16 protein-coding genes and 1 riboswitch are annotated in these 14,641 nt (G+C 62.7%); all 16 genes read left to right on the forward strand.

What is annotated here, in order from left to right; genetic code table 11:
• The first annotated feature begins 26 nt into the window (after positions 1–26).
• The 16 genes from DYL59_RS07780 (at position 27) to DYL59_RS07855 (ending at position 14,594) form a co-directional block, all read left to right on the forward strand.
• Positions 27–1,100, forward strand: coding sequence for an AI-2E family transporter (locus tag DYL59_RS07780; protein ID WP_135288647.1), 1,074 nt, complete (start codon positions 27–29; stop codon positions 1,098–1,100).
• Positions 1,101–1,295: 195 nt separating this feature from the next.
• Positions 1,296–2,000, forward strand: a complete 705-nt coding sequence (gene hda / locus DYL59_RS07785; protein WP_058424954.1) for a DnaA regulatory inactivator Hda — start codon at positions 1,296–1,298, stop codon at positions 1,998–2,000.
• Positions 2,001–2,213: 213 nt separating this feature from the next.
• Complete coding sequence (locus DYL59_RS07790) at positions 2,214–2,843, forward strand: C40 family peptidase (RefSeq protein ID WP_135288648.1); 630 nt, start codon at positions 2,214–2,216, stop codon at positions 2,841–2,843.
• A gap of 144 nt (positions 2,844–2,987) precedes the next feature.
• Positions 2,988–3,524: a C40 family peptidase gene (locus DYL59_RS07795; protein WP_135288649.1), complete on the forward strand. Its 537-nt coding sequence runs from the start codon at positions 2,988–2,990 to the stop codon at positions 3,522–3,524.
• Between the two features lie 178 nt (positions 3,525–3,702).
• Positions 3,703–3,939, forward strand: a riboswitch (cobalamin riboswitch).
• A 79-nt stretch (positions 3,940–4,018) separates the two neighbouring features.
• Positions 4,019–4,630 (forward strand): cob(I)yrinic acid a,c-diamide adenosyltransferase, encoded by a 612-nt coding sequence (gene cobO, locus DYL59_RS07800; protein WP_135288650.1) that lies wholly within the window; start codon positions 4,019–4,021, stop codon positions 4,628–4,630.
• Positions 4,627–5,985 (forward strand): cobyrinic acid a,c-diamide synthase CobB, encoded by a 1,359-nt coding sequence (locus DYL59_RS07805; RefSeq protein ID WP_135288651.1) that lies wholly within the window; start codon positions 4,627–4,629, stop codon positions 5,983–5,985. Before cobO ends, DYL59_RS07805 begins: the two co-directional genes overlap by 4 nt.
• A complete protein-coding gene (bluB, locus tag DYL59_RS07810; RefSeq protein WP_135288652.1) occupies positions 5,982–6,632 on the forward strand; it encodes a 5,6-dimethylbenzimidazole synthase in 651 nt (216 codons plus the stop codon). The genes DYL59_RS07805 and bluB overlap by 4 nt, the downstream gene beginning before the upstream one ends.
• Positions 6,629–7,537, forward strand: coding sequence for an adenosylcobinamide-phosphate synthase CbiB (cbiB, locus tag DYL59_RS07815; protein ID WP_135288653.1), 909 nt, complete (start codon positions 6,629–6,631; stop codon positions 7,535–7,537). Before bluB ends, cbiB begins: the two co-directional genes overlap by 4 nt.
• Entirely contained in the window at positions 7,530–8,519 is a 990-nt protein-coding gene (gene cobD, locus DYL59_RS07820) for a threonine-phosphate decarboxylase CobD (protein ID WP_135288654.1), read from the forward strand. The genes cbiB and cobD overlap by 8 nt, the downstream gene beginning before the upstream one ends.
• Positions 8,516–9,967: a cobyric acid synthase gene (locus tag DYL59_RS07825; protein WP_135288655.1), complete on the forward strand. Its 1,452-nt coding sequence runs from the start codon at positions 8,516–8,518 to the stop codon at positions 9,965–9,967. The genes cobD and DYL59_RS07825 overlap by 4 nt, the downstream gene beginning before the upstream one ends.
• Before the next feature lie 40 nt (positions 9,968–10,007).
• The gene (gene cobU, locus DYL59_RS07830; RefSeq protein ID WP_135288656.1) at positions 10,008–10,529 is read left to right on the forward strand and encodes a bifunctional adenosylcobinamide kinase/adenosylcobinamide-phosphate guanylyltransferase; all 522 of its coding nucleotides are present in this window, start codon (positions 10,008–10,010) and stop codon (positions 10,527–10,529) included.
• Positions 10,526–11,581, forward strand: a complete 1,056-nt coding sequence (cobT, locus tag DYL59_RS07835) for a nicotinate-nucleotide--dimethylbenzimidazole phosphoribosyltransferase (RefSeq protein ID WP_135288657.1) — start codon at positions 10,526–10,528, stop codon at positions 11,579–11,581. The genes cobU and cobT overlap by 4 nt, the downstream gene beginning before the upstream one ends.
• The gene (cobC, locus tag DYL59_RS07840) at positions 11,578–12,153 is read left to right on the forward strand and encodes an alpha-ribazole phosphatase family protein (protein WP_135288658.1); all 576 of its coding nucleotides are present in this window, start codon (positions 11,578–11,580) and stop codon (positions 12,151–12,153) included. The genes cobT and cobC overlap by 4 nt, the downstream gene beginning before the upstream one ends.
• Positions 12,154–12,155: 2 nt before the next feature.
• Entirely contained in the window at positions 12,156–12,884 is a 729-nt protein-coding gene (locus DYL59_RS07845) for an adenosylcobinamide-GDP ribazoletransferase (protein WP_135288659.1), read from the forward strand.
• 42 nt (positions 12,885–12,926) lie between these two features.
• The gene (locus DYL59_RS07850) at positions 12,927–13,331 is read left to right on the forward strand and encodes a MarR family winged helix-turn-helix transcriptional regulator (RefSeq protein ID WP_135288660.1); all 405 of its coding nucleotides are present in this window, start codon (positions 12,927–12,929) and stop codon (positions 13,329–13,331) included.
• Between the two features lie 63 nt (positions 13,332–13,394).
• Positions 13,395–14,594: an MFS transporter gene (locus DYL59_RS07855; protein WP_167496666.1), complete on the forward strand. Its 1,200-nt coding sequence runs from the start codon at positions 13,395–13,397 to the stop codon at positions 14,592–14,594.
• Positions 14,595–14,641: the final 47 nt, after the last annotated feature.

Here is a 14,641-nt window from a genome sequence, read left to right on the forward strand (position 1 = left end):
TTCTTTATATATAGGTGGAGTGGTTTATGGCGGATACGCGTCGTTGGGTGTGGCTTGGTGGGGTTGTCCTGCTGTGCGTCTTTGTATTCTTGCTGCATTCGATCCTGACGCCGTTCCTGGTTGCGTTGCTGCTGGCCTATCTGTTCGACCCGGTGGTGGATCGCCTGGAAAAACTTGGCCTGTCGCGCACCTGGGGTGTGGTGGCGGTGTTCGCCTTGTTCACCTTGATCATCACGGCATTGGTGTTGGTGCTGGTGCCGATGCTGGCCAAGCAACTGTTCCGCCTGTATGAGCTGGCGCCGCAGATGCTCGATTGGTTGCAGCACACCGCGATGCCGTGGGCCCAGGCCAAGTTGGGGTTGTCGGATGGCTTCTGGAAGTTCGACAAGGTCAAGGCGGCCATCAGCGAACACATGGGCCAGACCACCGATATCGTGGGTGTGGTGCTCAGCCAGGCCACCGCGTCCAGCCTGGCATTGATCGGCTGGTTGACCAACCTGGTACTGATCCCGGTAGTGGCGTTCTACCTCCTGCGCGACTGGGACATCATGATGGCCAAGATCCGCAGCCTGTTGCCGCGCAACCGCGAGGAGCGCATCGTCTCCCTGGCTGAAGAGTGCCATGAGGTGCTGGGTGCATTCGTGCGTGGCCAGTTGCTGGTGATGCTGGCGCTGGGGATTATCTACGCGGCGGGCTTGATGGCTATCGGCCTGGAGTTGGGCTTGTTGATTGGCCTGATTGCCGGTCTTGCGGCTATCGTGCCGTACATGGGCTTTGTCATCGGTATTGGCGCGGCCTTGGTGGCAGGGCTGTTTCAGTTCGGCGGCGACCTGTACCCGATGCTCGGGATTGTGGCGGTGTTCATGGTTGGCCAAGCCTTGGAGGGCATGGTGCTGACGCCGTTGTTGGTAGGGGATCGGATTGGCTTGCACCCGGTGGCAGTGATCTTTGCGATCCTGGCGGGCGGTGAGCTGTTTGGCTTTACCGGTATCCTGCTGGCGCTGCCGGTGGCGGCGGTGATCATGGTGCTGGTGCGCCATGTGCACGATCTGTACAAGGATTCGGATGTGTATACCGGTGTGGAAGACCCCGATCTGTAATTGCGGTGTCACAAACCCGGCCTGTGCCGGGTTTGTCGTCTGTGGTGTCAAACAATTTGCGCAAAACCGGCAAGTTAACGCAAACCTTTGATTTTGCTTGTGGTCTGCTGCATTGTGCGCCCGGCGTCACGGGTATAAACTTTGCAAACTTTACACAGAGGCCACTAACGGTTCGTTTGGAGCCGTTCAGTCAGCATGAAACCGATTCAGCTGCCCTTGGGTGTGCGTCTGCGTGATGACGCCACCTTTATCAACTACTACCCAGGCGCCAATGCCGCTGCACTCGGCTATGTCGAGCGGCTTTGCGAAGCCGACGCCGGGTGGACCGAAAGCCTCATCTACCTGTGGGGCAAGCACGGCGTAGGGCGTACCCACCTATTGCAGGCCGCCTGCCTGCGTTTCGAGCAGATGGGCGAGCCGGCGGTGTACCTGCCGTTGGCGGAGTTGATGGATCGTGGCATTGGCATCTTTGACCACCTTGAGCAGTACGAACTGGTCTGCCTGGATGACCTGCAAGCGATTGCCGGCAAGGCGGATTGGGAAGAGGCGCTGTTTCACCTGTTCAACCGTTTGCGTGACAGCGGTCGGCGCCTGCTGATTGCTGCTTCCACCTCGCCACGGGAACTGCCGATCAAGCTGGCTGATCTCAAGTCACGCATGACCCTGGCGCTGATCTTCCAGATGCGCCCGCTGTCCGACGAAGACAAATTGCGTGCCCTGCAATTGCGCGCCTCCCGTCGCGGGCTGCACCTCACCGACGAAGTCGGGCACTTTATCCTCACCCGTGGCACCCGCAGCATGAGCGCGTTGTTCGATTTGCTCGAACAGCTCGATCAGGCCTCTCTGCAGGCCCAGCGCAAGCTGACCATCCCCTTTCTGAAAGAAACCCTCGGCTGGTAGCCCGCCCTTTGTCTACGGGGCTTTCGGCAAATTACAGGCGCCAGAAAACCCGCGTTTGGGCCAATAAAGCCACGCAAAAGGCAGGTATAGGGTGTTAAGGGCTTAGATGTCATAGTCCAAACAAGAAGTCACATAGATCGCGATTGAATTTGCAAATCGATCTGATAGTGGGCATAGTCTCGGCTTCTTTACCTATCAGCCACGGTCGTGCCCATGCTAAATCGCTTCGCACCCCTCGTGCCTCTCGCACTCGTTACCCTGTTGTTTGGTTGCGCCTCCCACCCTCAACAGGTGGCAGAACAGCAAAAACCCCAGGTTCAAAATCAGGCAAAATTCGTCGCTGCGCAGTCTGCTTCTGTTTATGAAGAAGAGCTGGTGACCGAAAAAGAACTGGCCGACTTCTCCGGCAGCAAGCCTTACCAGCTTCCCGTTCTGGCCGACAGTATCCTTGAACGTGGCATGTCCCTGATCGGTACCCGTTACCGTTTCGGCGGTACCTCTGAAGCCGGTTTCGACTGCAGCGGTTTCATCGGCTACCTGTTTCGCGAAGAAGCGGGCATGAACCTGCCACGCTCCACTCGCGAGATGATCAACGTTAATGCTCCGTTGGTCGCGCGCAACAACCTCAAGCCTGGTGATCTGCTTTTCTTTAGTACTGCAGGCCGTGGCCGCGTCAGCCACGCCGGGATTTACTTGGGCGATAACCAGTTTATCCACTCCAGCAGCCGTCGCAGTGGCGGTGTTCGCGTCGATAACCTGGGCGACAGCTACTGGAGCAAAACCTTCATCGAAGCCAAGCGCGCACTCGCCATGGCCCCGACGACGGTTACCGCTAGCAAGTAAACTTAAAGTGATACTTGAAGTTTGACGTGTAAGCGCTAGAATCCTTGGATATTGTTGGAATCCGTTCGCGCGAGCTTTGCTTGCGCGTTCTGGTTTTCAGCGTTCGGCAGCGAAAGCCGCATCCAGACTAGGATTGTTCTGCACATGTCGACCTCGGCCCGCCTGATCCTTATTCTTTGCGTCGCGCTGCTCAGCGCCTGCGCAAGCCGCCCACCTCCCGCGCCCGTGGCCGTCAAGCCCAAGCCGGTGTTCAACTATTCCACCCAGAATTTCTCGCCTGCAGCCGAAGACGTGCTCTTCCGTGCCCTGGGCCTGGTCGGCACGCCTTATCGTTGGGGTGGCAACACGCCGGACTCAGGGTTTGATTGCAGTGGCTTGATCGGCTTTGTGTTCCGTGACGCTGCGGGTATCTCCTTGCCGCGTACCACCCGTGAGCTGATCGTGATGCGCGCGCAGGATGTGAGCGAGCAGAACCTGCAAACCGGTGATCTGCTGTTCTTTGCCACCGGTGGTGGGTCCCAGGTTAGCCACGCTGGCATCTATGTGGGCGAAGGGCGCTTCGTCCACGCGCCGCAAACTGGCGGTACGGTGAAGCTCGATACCTTGTCCAAGGCCTATTGGCAGAATGCTTACTTGAGCGCCAAGCGTGTGCTGCCGGCTAATCTGGCGCGTAATCCATAGTTTAAACACTGATCCCAATGTGGGAGGGGGCTTGCCCCCGATAGCGGTGTGTCAGCCCCATATTCATCGACTGACACACCGCCATCGGGAGCAAGCCCCCTCCCACAGTTGTTTTGTAGTGTTCTCAAGGGCAAGTACAACGCCAGCTTTAATTGACGCTCCACCCCCAACCCACTACCCTTCGCGACTTGTTCCAGGTGCTCTGTGACCCATGGGTCGACAGAGTGAAACAGGGAAGCCGGTGAGTGAGCGCACTTGTACACAGTGCTGCCGCAATTCCGGCGCTGCCCCCGCAACGGTAAATGAGTCAAGACGCTGCCTTCTGCCACTGTATCGCCCGGCGATATGGGAAGGCGCAGCGTTGGCCTGCACGCCACTCATGAGCCCGGAGACCGGCCCGGAGCATCCAACAGCATCACGGTGGGCGATGCTTGGCTGTCTGTTGTTTCTTTTTCCTGCCCGCCGTTTTTGTCCAGCCCCAACGGAGAGCTGCCATGACCGATTCCCCCGACCGCGACGAACGCCACCTAGCGCGCATGCTGCGCAAAAAAGCCGTGATCGACGAGCGTATTGCCAATTCCCCCAACGAATGCGGCTTGCTGCTGGTGCTCACCGGCAACGGCAAAGGCAAGAGCAGCTCCGCGTTCGGCATGCTCGCCCGGGCCATGGGCCACGGCATGCAGTGTGGCGTGGTGCAATTTATCAAGGGGCGTAACAGCACGGGCGAAGAACTGTTCTTCCGCCGCTTCCCCGAGCAGGTGCGGTTCCATGTGATGGGCGAGGGCTTTACCTGGGAAACCCAGGACCGCCAACGCGACATCGCCGCCGCTGAAGCTGCCTGGGCGGTGTCCCGGCAACTGCTGCAAGACCCCTCCATCGGTATGGTCGTGCTGGACGAACTGAACATCGCCCTCAAGCACGGCTACCTCGACCTGGACACTGTGCTGGGCGACCTGCAAGCCCGCCCGCCGATGCAGCATGTGGTGGTCACCGGCCGTGGCGCCAAGCCTGAATTGATCGAAATGGGTGACACCGTCACCGAAATGGGCATGCTCAAGCACGCGTTCCAGGCCGGTATCAAGGCACAGAAGGGCGTCGAACTTTGAATCAGCCCCGTCATTGCCCAGCCGTATTGATCGCCGCACCGGCGTCCGGCCAGGGCAAAACCACTGTCACCGCAGCACTCGCCCGTTTGCATCGCAACCTGGGGCGCAAGGTGCGTGTGTTCAAATGCGGGCCGGACTTTCTCGACCCCATGATCCACGAGCGCGCCAGCGGGGCGCCGGTGTATCAGTTGGACATGTGGATGGTGGGTGAGCAAGAAAGTCGTCGCCTGTTGTGGGAAGCGGCAGGGGAGGCTGACCTGATCCTGATCGAAGGCGTGATGGGCCTGTTCGACGGCACCCCGTCCAGCGCCGACCTGGCGCGCCACTTCGGCGTGCCGGTACTGGGCGTGATCGACGGCACCGCCATGGCCCAGACCTTCGGCGCCCTGGCCCTGGGCCTGGCGCGCTACCAGCCGGACCTGCCGTTTGCCGGCGTGCTGGCCAACCGTGTCGGCACCCTGCGCCATGCACAACTGCTTGAAGGCAGCCTCACCGAAGGGTTGCGCTGGTACGGCGCGCTGTCCCGCGAAACCGGGATCGAGTTGCCCAGCCGCCATTTGGGCCTGGTGCAAGCCAGTGAACTCAATGACCTCGACCTGCGCCTGGACGCCGCTGCCCAAGCCTTGGGCAGCAGTTGCGAAGTCGCGCTGCCGCCGCCGGTCACCTTCGCCGCGCCCGAAGTGGTCGTGGCCGAGCCGTTGCTCGCCGGCGTGCGCATCGCCGTGGCCCGTGACGAAGCTTTCGCGTTCACGTACGGCGCCAGCCTTGACCTGTTGCGGGCAATGGGCGCCGAGCTTGAGTTTTTCTCACCGATCCATGACCAGCACTTGCCCGACGCCGACAGCCTCTACCTGCCCGGCGGTTACCCGGAACTGCACCACAAGGCGCTGTCGGAAAATACCTCGATGCTCGACGCCATCCGCGCTCACCACGCGGCGGGCAAACCCCTGCTGGCCGAATGTGGCGGCATGTTGTACCTGCTGAACTCGCTCACCGATGTGGACGGCACCCGCGCCGAACTGGTCGGCCTGCTGCAAGGCGATGCGGTGATGCAAAAGAAACTCGCGGCCCTGGCCCTGCAAAATGTCGAGTTGCCGGAAGGCACGCTACGGGGTCACACCTATCACCACTCCCTGACCAGCACCGAATGCCAGCCGATTGCCCGTGGCGTCAGCCCCAATGGCGGACGCGGGGCAGAAGCGGTGTATCGACACGGGCGGATGACCGCATCCTACGTGCACTTTTATTTCCCATCGAATCCAAAAGCTGTAGCCGCACTGCTCCTGCCTTGTCAAAAACCTAATGAACGCTGCCAATCCAATGTGGGAGGGGGCTTGCTCCCGATAGGGCCATGACCGACAACGCCTTCCCCCAAGCCGACCGCCAAGCCGTCTACCGCGCCATCGCCGAACGCCGCGACATGCGCCACTTCAGCGGCGGCACCGTGGCCCCCGAGTTGCTGCAGCGCCTGCTCCAGGCTGCCCATCAGGCACCCAGTGTCGGCCTGATGCAGCCCTGGCGTTTCATCCGCATCAGCGACCGCCACCTGCGCGGGCAAATCCAGCAACTGGTGGAAGAAGAGCGTGTGCGCACCGCCCAGGCCCTGGGTGAGCGCTCCGATGAATTCATGAAGCTCAAGGTCGAAGGCATCCACGACTGCGCCGAAGTGCTTGTTGCGGCATTGATGGATGATCGCGAACGGCACATCTTCGGCCGCCGCACCTTGCCGGAAATGGACATGGCCTCGCTGTCCTGCGCCATCCAGAACCTATGGCTGGCCGCCCGCGTGGAAGGTTTGGGCATGGGCTGGGTCTCGTTGTTCGAACCCCAGGCCCTCGCCGACCTGCTGGGCCTGCCGCCCGGCGCGAAACCCCTGGCGGTGCTATGCCTGGGGCCCGTGGTCGAGTTCTACCCGGCACCGATGTTGCAGCTTGAAGGCTGGACCGAGCCTCGACCGCTGAGTGACATGTTGTACGAGAATACGTGGGGAGTGAGTCAATGAGTGTGGCCTTGCTGTGTGTCGCGGCAGTGGCGCTGGACGCGCTGCTGGGCGAACCCAGGCGCTGGCATCCGCTGGTGGCGTTCGGTCATTTTGCCGGGCGCATCGAGCAACGTTTCAATACCGGTGGCCGGGGCTGGCGCAGCCATGGCGTGACGGCGTGGTTTATCGCCGTCGTACCTTTGACCTTGCTGGCCACCGCCCTGTCGTGGGCACCGTATATCGGCTGGGTGCTGGAGATTCTGGCGCTGTACTGCGCCCTGGGCATGCGCAGCCTTGGCGAGCATGTGATCCCCGTCGCCCAGGCCCTGCGCAGCGATAACCTGGATGAAGCGCGCCAGCGTGTGAGCTACCTGGTGAGTCGCCAGACTAGCGAGCTGGACAGCACCGAAGTTGCCCGCGCCGCCACCGAGTCGGTACTGGAGAACGGCAGCGATGCGGTGTTTGCCGCGCTGTTCTGGTTTGTGGTCGCAGGCGTGCCGGGCGTAGTGCTCTATCGGCTGAGTAACACCCTTGATGCCATGTGGGGCTATCGCAACGAACGCTTCGAGCGCTTCGGCTGGGCCGCGGCGAAAATCGACGATGTACTGAACTACATTCCTGCACGCCTGGTGGCGTTGACCTACGCGCTGCTCGGCAAAACCCGACTGGCTCTTAAGTGCTGGCGCACGCAGGGCCCGACGTGGGACAGCCCCAACGCGGGCCCGGTGATGGCGGCTGGTGCCGGTGCACTGGGCGTCGAGTTGGGCGGTGCTGCGATCTACCACGGCGAAGTGCACCAACGTCCACCCCTGGGTGAAGGCCCCGCGGCGGATGCCGGTTCAATCGACCTAGGCTGGCAACTGGTGCAGCGCGGCGTATGGTTGTGGCTGCTGATCCTGTGCGCGGGGGCGCAATTCTATGCTTGAACACGGTGGGCGGCTGCGTAAGGCAGCGATTCAATACGGGATAGCAGAGGCTGACTGGCTGGACCTGTCCAGCGGCCTGGCGCCTTGGCCGTTTCCGATCCCCGAGATCCCTTCGCGGGCCTGGGCGCGCTTGCCGGAAACCGACGATGGCCTGGAGCAGGCCGCCAGCGAGTACTACGGTGCCGCGCATTTACTGCCGGTGCCCGGTTCCCAGGCGGCGATCCAGCTGCTGCCGCGCCTGCGCCGCTCGGGCAAAGTCGGCGTGCTGTCGCCGTGCTACGCCGAACATGCCCAAGCCTGGCGCCGTGCCGGTTACGTGGTGCGCGAAGTACAGGAGCAGGAAGTTGATTTTTTCCTCGACAGCTTCGATGTGCTGGTGGTGGTCAACCCCAACAATCCCACCGGCTTGAGCCTGTCCCCACAACGCTTGCTGGACTGGCACTCGCGCCTGGCCCAGCGCGGTGGCTGGCTGGTGGTGGACGAAGCCTTCATGGACGTGACCCCGCAATTGAGCCTGGCAAGCCATGCCCAGCAGGTTGGGCTGATCGTGCTGCGCTCGTTCGGCAAGTTCTTTGGCCTGGCCGGTGTGCGGCTCGGCTTTGTGCTGGCAGAGCGCCGCTTGCTCAAACTGCTCGCCGAACAGGTCGGGCCCTGGGCCGTCGCCGGGCCGACCCGAGTGCTGGGGCAAGTGTGCCTGCGGGATTTCGAAGGGCATGCGCGGCAACGTGCACGGTGTATCGAAGCCGGCCAACGTTTGTTCACTTTGCTTGAGCGCCGAGGTTTTCAACCCCACGGCGGCTGCGCGTTGTTCCAGTGGCTGATCACGCCCCATGCCGAACGCATGCACGAATTCATGGCCCAGCGCGGCATCCTGCTGCGCTTGTTTGCTCACGACAGCAGCCTGCGGTTTGGCCTGCCCGACACCGAGGGCGACTGGTCGCGCCTCGACGAAGCCCTGTTGGCCTACAAGGACGCCTCATGAGTACGCTGATGGTGCAAGGCACCACCTCCGACGCGGGCAAAAGCACCCTGGTGACTGCGCTGTGTCGCTGGTTGATCCGCCAGGGCGTGGCGGTGGCGCCATTCAAGCCGCAGAACATGGCGCTTAATAGCGCCGTGACGGCCGAGGGCGGCGAGATCGGCCGCGCCCAGGCCGTGCAGGCCCAGGCGGCCAACCTGGCGCCCCACACCGACATGAACCCGGTGCTGCTCAAGCCCAACAGCGACACGGGCTCCCAAGTCATCATCCATGGCCGTGCGGTGACCAGCATGAACGCCGTGGCCTATCACGACTACAAAGCCATCGCGATGCAGGCGGTGCTGGCCTCCCATGCGCGGTTGAGCGCGGCTTACCCGGTGGTGATGGTGGAGGGCGCGGGTTCGCCCGCCGAGATCAATCTGCGCGCCAACGATATTGCCAACATGGGCTTTGCCGAGGCGGTGGACTGCCCGGTGCTGCTGATCGCCGATATCAACCGTGGTGGCGTGTTCGCCCATCTGGTGGGCACCCTGGAGTTGCTGTCCCCCAGCGAACAGGCGCGAGTCAAAGGTTTCATCATCAACCGCTTTCGCGGCGATATCGCGTTGCTGCAGCCGGGGCTGGATTGGTTGGAGGCACGCACTGGCAAGCCGGTGGTGGGCGTATTGCCCTACGTGATGGACCTGCACCTGGAGGCCGAGGACGGCATCGACCAGCGCCAGATCAGCAAAGCCGCCCAGGTGCTCAAGGTGGTGGTGCCGGTGTTGCCGCGCATCAGCAACCACACCGACTTCGACCCGTTGCGCCTGCACCCCCAGGTGGATTTGCAATTTGTCGGCCCCGGCCAACCGATTCCGGCCGCCGACCTGATCATCCTCCCCGGCTCGAAAAGCGTGCGCAGCGACCTCGCTTACCTGCGCGCCAATGGCTGGGACACCGCGGTGGCGCGGCACCTGCGTTACGGTGGCAAGCTGCTGGGTATTTGCGGCGGCTTGCAGATGCTCGGCGAGCAGGTGCACGACCCCTTGGGCCTGGAAGGGCCGGCGGGTTCCAGCGAGGGCCTGGGGTTGCTGGCGTTCAGCACCACGCTGGAAGAAGAGAAGCAACTGCGCAACGTGCGCGGGCGTTTACGGCTGGAGGATGCCGAGGTCAGCGGGTACGAGATCCATGCGGGAGTGACGTCCGGCGAAGCCTTGTCGAGCGCTGCGGTCGTGCTGGATGACGGCCGCAACGACGGCGCCCAGAGTGCAGACGGGCAGATCCTTGGTACCTACCTGCATGGCCTGTTCGAAACCCCGGCCGCCTGTAGCGCCTTGTTGCGCTGGGCGGGGCTGCAGGCTGTGCAGGAGGTGGATTACCACGCATTGCGCGAGCGCGATATCGAGCGCTTGGCGGACTTGGTGCAAAACCATTTGGACACTGACCTCTTGCGCAACCTATGCGGGATTTAACCGTGTGTGCCAGCCTCGAAGACCCACAAGGTATAACCCCATGCTCCAACTGATCCTCGGCGGCGCCCGCTCCGGCAAAAGCCGCCTGGCCGAAAGGCTCGCCAGCGACAGTGCGTTACCCGTCATCTACATCGCCACCAGCCAACCCCTGGACGGCGAGATGAACCAGCGTGTCGCCCTGCATCGTCAGCGCCGCCCCGACCATTGGGGCCTGATCGAAGAGCCCCTGGAACTCGCGCGGGTGTTGCAGCAAAACGCCGCCGCCGATCGCTGCCTGTTGGTGGATTGCCTGACCCTGTGGCTCACCAACCTGCTGATGCTCGACGACGCGAACCGCCTGGCGGTGGAGCGCGATCAACTGCTGGACACCCTGGCCACGCTGCCGGGTGAAATCATTTTTGTCAGCAACGAGACCGGTCTGGGTGTCGTGCCGCTGGGCGAATTGACTCGCCGCTATGTGGATGAAGCCGGTTGGCTGCATCAAGCCTTGGCCGAGCGTTGTCAGCGTGTTGTCCTGACGGTTGCCGGCCTGCCCCTGACTTTGAAAGGTACTGCGTTATGACTGACACCTGGTGGCTCAACCCTTGTAAGGCCATTGACGCTCAAGCGTACGAACATGCCCTGGCACGCCAGCAACAGTTGACCAAACCGGCCGGTTCCCTCGGCCAGTTGGAGGCCTTGGCGGTGCAATTGGCAGGCCTGCAAGGCCAGGTCAAACCTGCCGTGGACCACCTGTGGATCGCGATTTTTGCCGGTGACCATGGCGTGGTTGCCGAAGGTGTGTCGGCCTATCCCCAGGAAGTCACCGGGCAGATGCTGCACAACTTCGTCACCGGCGGCGCGGCCATCAGTGTGTTGGCGCGACAGCTGGATGCGCAGTTGGAAGTGATCGACCTCGGCACGGTTACCCCATCGCTGAGTTTGCCGGGTGTGCGTCACCTGAATATCGGCGCGGGCACCGCCAACTTCGTCAACGGCCCGGCGATGACCGAGGCCCAGGGGCGCCAGGCCCTGCAAGCCGGTCGCGACAGCGCTCTGCGTGCGTTGCAGGGCGGTGCGCAGGTGTTTGTCGGTGGCGAAATGGGGATCGGCAATACCACTGCCGCCAGCGCGTTGGCCTGTGCATTGCTCGATTGCCAGGTCACTGACTTGACGGGGCCTGGGACCGGTTTGAATGCCCAGGGCGTGAGCCACAAAGTGGCCGTGATCGAGCGGGCGCTGGCATTGCACGCCGGGCAGCGCGGTGATGCGTTGCAAACCCTGTTCAATCTGGGGGGCTTCGAGATTGCTGCATTGGTTGGTGCATATCTGGCCTGTGCCCAGGAAGGCATCGTGGTGCTGGTGGATGGGTTTATCTGCACCGTCGCGGCGCTGGTGGCCACGCGCCTGAACCCGGCCAGCCGCGAGTGGCTGGTGTTTGGCCATCGTGGTGCCGAACCCGGCCATCGGCATGTGCTGCAAAGCCTGGACGCGCAACCGCTGCTTGAACTGGGCCTGCGCTTGGGCGAGGGCAGTGGTGCGGCGCTGGCGGTGCCCGTGTTGCGCCTGGCCTGTGCGTTGCACGGGCAAATGGCGACGTTTGCCGAAGCCGCCGTGGCAGACCGCCCGGCATGACCTTGCTCCTGGACCTGCTGCGTCACGGCGAAACCGAACTGGGGGGGGGACTGCGCGGCAGCCTGGACGATGCGCTCACCCCTAAGGGCTGGGAGCAGATGCATGCCGCCGTGGTAAATCAAGGGCCTTGGGACCGTGTGGTCAGTTCGCCGCTGCAGCGCTGCGCGCGGTTTGCCGAGGCGTTGGGGGCCCGCCTCGATGTACCCGTGAGCCTGGAAAAGGATCTGCAAGAATTGCACTTCGGCGCCTGGGAAGGGCAAAGCGCGGCAGCCTTGATGGAGACTGACGCCGAGGGCTTGGGCCTCTTCTGGGCCGATCCCTACCGCTTTACGCCGCCTGGGGGAGAGCCTGTCTGCGACTTTTCTGACCGGGTTCTGGGCGCTGTCGCACGCTTGCATCAGGCCTGCGCCGGCGAGCGCGTGCTGTTGGTCAGCCACGGCGGGGTGATGCGCTTACTGTTGGCCCGTGCGCGGGGGTTGCCCCGTGAGCAACTGCTGAATGTCGAAGTGGCCCACGGCGGCTTGTTCAGCCTGCAGGTCGGTGCAGAAGGCGCATTGAAGGAAGGCGTCTGACCATGTTGCCATTCTGGATTGCCTTGCAGTTCCTGAGCAGCCTGCCGATCCGCCTGCCGGGTATGCCGCAACCCCAGGAACTGGGGCGCTCGCTGCTGTTTTACCCGGTGGTCGGGCTGTTGTTCGGCGTGCTGTTGTGGGGCCTGAACGCCGTGTTGATGGGATCGCCGGTGTTGTTGCATGCCGCGTTGTTGCTGACTGCCTGGGTGCTGCTCAGCGGCGGTTTGCACCTCGATGGCCTGGCGGACAGCGCCGATGCCTGGTTGGGTGGCTTCGGCGATCGCGAGCGCACCCTTACCATCATGAAAGATCCGCGCAGTGGGCCGATTGCGGTGGTGACCCTGGGCCTGGTGATGTTGCTCAAGTTCACCGCGTTGGTGGCGTTGATCGAGCAACATAACGGCGCGGCGTTGGTCTTGGCGCCCTTGATCGGGCGGGCTTCGATGCTGGCGTTGTTTCTGACCACGCGCTACGTGCGTGCCGGGGGATTGGGCCAGGCCTTGTCAGACCATTTACCCCGAGTCGTCGGCCAACAAGTGCTGATCCTCAGTGGTCTGGCGTGCCTTGTGATCGGTGGGTTCAGCGGCGGGATCGCCGTGTTGCTCGCCGCACTGTGCTTTATCGGCTTGCGCCACCTGATGGTCAAGCGCCTGGGGGGCACCACCGGCGACACGGCGGGTGCCTTGCTGGAGCTGCTGGAAGTGGCGGTGTTGGTCGGCCTGGCTTTGTAACACTTTCTTGCATTCTGTTAATCGCGGGTATATACACGTTCCATGCTTGCCTCCCAATGTTTATGCACCAACCTGCGTCGCGCCGCTCGTGGCGTCAGCAGGCACTACGACGGCGCCCTTGATGGCTTCGGGATCAACGTCGCCCAGTATTCCTTGCTGTGCAACTTGCAGCGCCTGGACCAGCCGAGCATTTCCAGCCTGGCCGAAGCCATGGGCCTGGATCGCAGCACCTTGGGGCGCAACCTGCGGGTGCTGGAAGGCGAAGGCCTGGTGCAACTGGTGGAAGGCGACGACCTGCGCAACCGCCTGGTGTTGCTGACCACCGCGGGTGAGGAGCGACTGGCCGCTGCGTTACCGGCCTGGGAAGCAGCACAGCAGAAATTGATCGATCAACTCGGCGCGGATAAACGCGAAACCTTGTTGGCCTTGCTGGACGAACTCGCCTGAACGCGGGCTCGTCCGAACATAAGCGGGTATATACCCGCGAGCGGAGAATAAGAAATGACCTCGATGTGGCGCACCAGTGGCTGGATTCTTGTGGGGAGTGCGCTGATCCTGGCGCTGTCGTTGGGTGTGCGGCATGGTTTCGGCCTGTTTCTGGCGCCGATGAGCAGCGAGTTTGGTTGGGGCCGCGGCACGTTTGCCCTGGCAATCGCCCTGCAAAACCTGGTATGGGGCCTGGCCCAGCCGTTTGCCGGTGCGCTGGCCGACCGTTTCGGCGCGACTAAAGTTGTGTTTATCGGTGGGGTGCTGTACGCCGTAGGACTGGTGCTGATGGGGTTGTCGGATTCGGCATGGTCGTTGTCCCTCAGCGCAGGGTTGCTGATTGGTATCGGCCTGTCGGGGACCTCGTTCTCGGTGATCCTGGGTGTGGTGGGGCGCGCCGTCGCGCCGGAAAAACGCAGCATGGCCATGGGTATTGCCAGCGCCGCAGGTTCTTTTGGCCAGTTCGCCATGGTGCCGGGCACGTTGGGCTTGATCAGTTGGTTGGGCTGGTCCGCCGCCTTGCTCACCCTGGGCTTGATGGTGGCGCTGATTTTGCCGCTGGTCAGCATGCTCAAGGACCGACCGCTGGCGGTCACGGCCGGTCAACAAACCTTGCGTGAAGCCTTGACGGAGGCCTGTAGTCACTCCGGGTTCTGGCTGCTGGCGTTTGGTTTTTTCGTCTGCGGTTTCCAGGTGGTGTTTATCGGCGTGCACTTGCCAGCCTATCTGGTCGACCAGCATCTGCCCGCATCCACAGGCACGACAGTGCTGGCGTTGATTGGCCTGTTTAACATCATCGGCACCTACACCGCCGGCTGGCTGGGCGGGCGCATGTCCAAGCCCCGCCTGTTGACGGCGTTGTACCTGTTGCGTGCGGTGGTCATTGTGTTGTTCCTGTGGGCACCGGTCACTCAAGTGAGCGCCTACCTGTTCGGGATGGCGATGGGGTTGTTGTGGCTCTCTACCGTGCCACTGACCAACGGCACCGTGGCAACCCTGTTCGGCGTGCGAAATCTCTCCATGCTCGGTGGGATCGTGTTCCTGTTCCACCAGATCGGCTCCTTCCTCGGCGGCTGGTTGGGCGGGGTGGTCTATGATCGAACCGGCAGCTACGATTTGATCTGGCAGGTGGCGATCCTGTTGAGCGTGCTCGCGGCGGCCCTGAACTGGCCGGTGCGCGAGCGTCCAGTGGCCCGATTGCAGGCGCAGATGGAGGCGGCATGAGCACAGCGGCACGGGGTTTGGTGATCACGGCGGGGCTGATCCTGATG

Origin of the sequence: Pseudomonas kairouanensis, assembly GCF_004682055.1 — a bacterium.
In the GTDB taxonomy this organism is placed as follows: Bacteria; Pseudomonadota; Gammaproteobacteria; order Pseudomonadales; family Pseudomonadaceae; genus Aquipseudomonas; species Aquipseudomonas kairouanensis.

Excerpts from the sequence above, each read along its gene's own strand:
- DYL59_RS07780 (WP_135288647.1), top strand. The coding sequence starts at position 27 with ATGGCGGATACGCGTCGTTGGGTGTGGCTTGGTGGGGTTGTCCTGCTG.
- hda (WP_058424954.1), top strand. The coding sequence starts at position 1,296 with ATGAAACCGATTCAGCTGCCCTTGGGTGTGCGTCTGCGTGATGACGCC.
- DYL59_RS07790 (WP_135288648.1), top strand. The coding sequence starts at position 2,214 with ATGCTAAATCGCTTCGCACCCCTCGTGCCTCTCGCACTCGTTACCCTG.
- DYL59_RS07795 (WP_135288649.1), top strand. The coding sequence starts at position 2,988 with ATGTCGACCTCGGCCCGCCTGATCCTTATTCTTTGCGTCGCGCTGCTC.
- cobO (WP_135288650.1), top strand. The coding sequence starts at position 4,019 with ATGACCGATTCCCCCGACCGCGACGAACGCCACCTAGCGCGCATGCTG.
- bluB (WP_135288652.1), top strand. The coding sequence starts at position 5,982 with ATGACCGACAACGCCTTCCCCCAAGCCGACCGCCAAGCCGTCTACCGC.
- cbiB (WP_135288653.1), top strand. The coding sequence starts at position 6,629 with ATGAGTGTGGCCTTGCTGTGTGTCGCGGCAGTGGCGCTGGACGCGCTG.
- cobD (WP_135288654.1), top strand. The coding sequence starts at position 7,530 with ATGCTTGAACACGGTGGGCGGCTGCGTAAGGCAGCGATTCAATACGGG.
- DYL59_RS07825 (WP_135288655.1), top strand. The coding sequence starts at position 8,516 with ATGAGTACGCTGATGGTGCAAGGCACCACCTCCGACGCGGGCAAAAGC.
- cobU (WP_135288656.1), top strand. The coding sequence starts at position 10,008 with ATGCTCCAACTGATCCTCGGCGGCGCCCGCTCCGGCAAAAGCCGCCTG.
- cobT (WP_135288657.1), top strand. The coding sequence starts at position 10,526 with ATGACTGACACCTGGTGGCTCAACCCTTGTAAGGCCATTGACGCTCAA.
- cobC (WP_135288658.1), top strand. The coding sequence starts at position 11,578 with ATGACCTTGCTCCTGGACCTGCTGCGTCACGGCGAAACCGAACTGGGG.
- DYL59_RS07845 (WP_135288659.1), top strand. The coding sequence starts at position 12,156 with ATGTTGCCATTCTGGATTGCCTTGCAGTTCCTGAGCAGCCTGCCGATC.
- DYL59_RS07850 (WP_135288660.1), top strand. The coding sequence starts at position 12,927 with ATGCTTGCCTCCCAATGTTTATGCACCAACCTGCGTCGCGCCGCTCGT.
- DYL59_RS07855 (WP_167496666.1), top strand. The coding sequence starts at position 13,395 with ATGTGGCGCACCAGTGGCTGGATTCTTGTGGGGAGTGCGCTGATCCTG.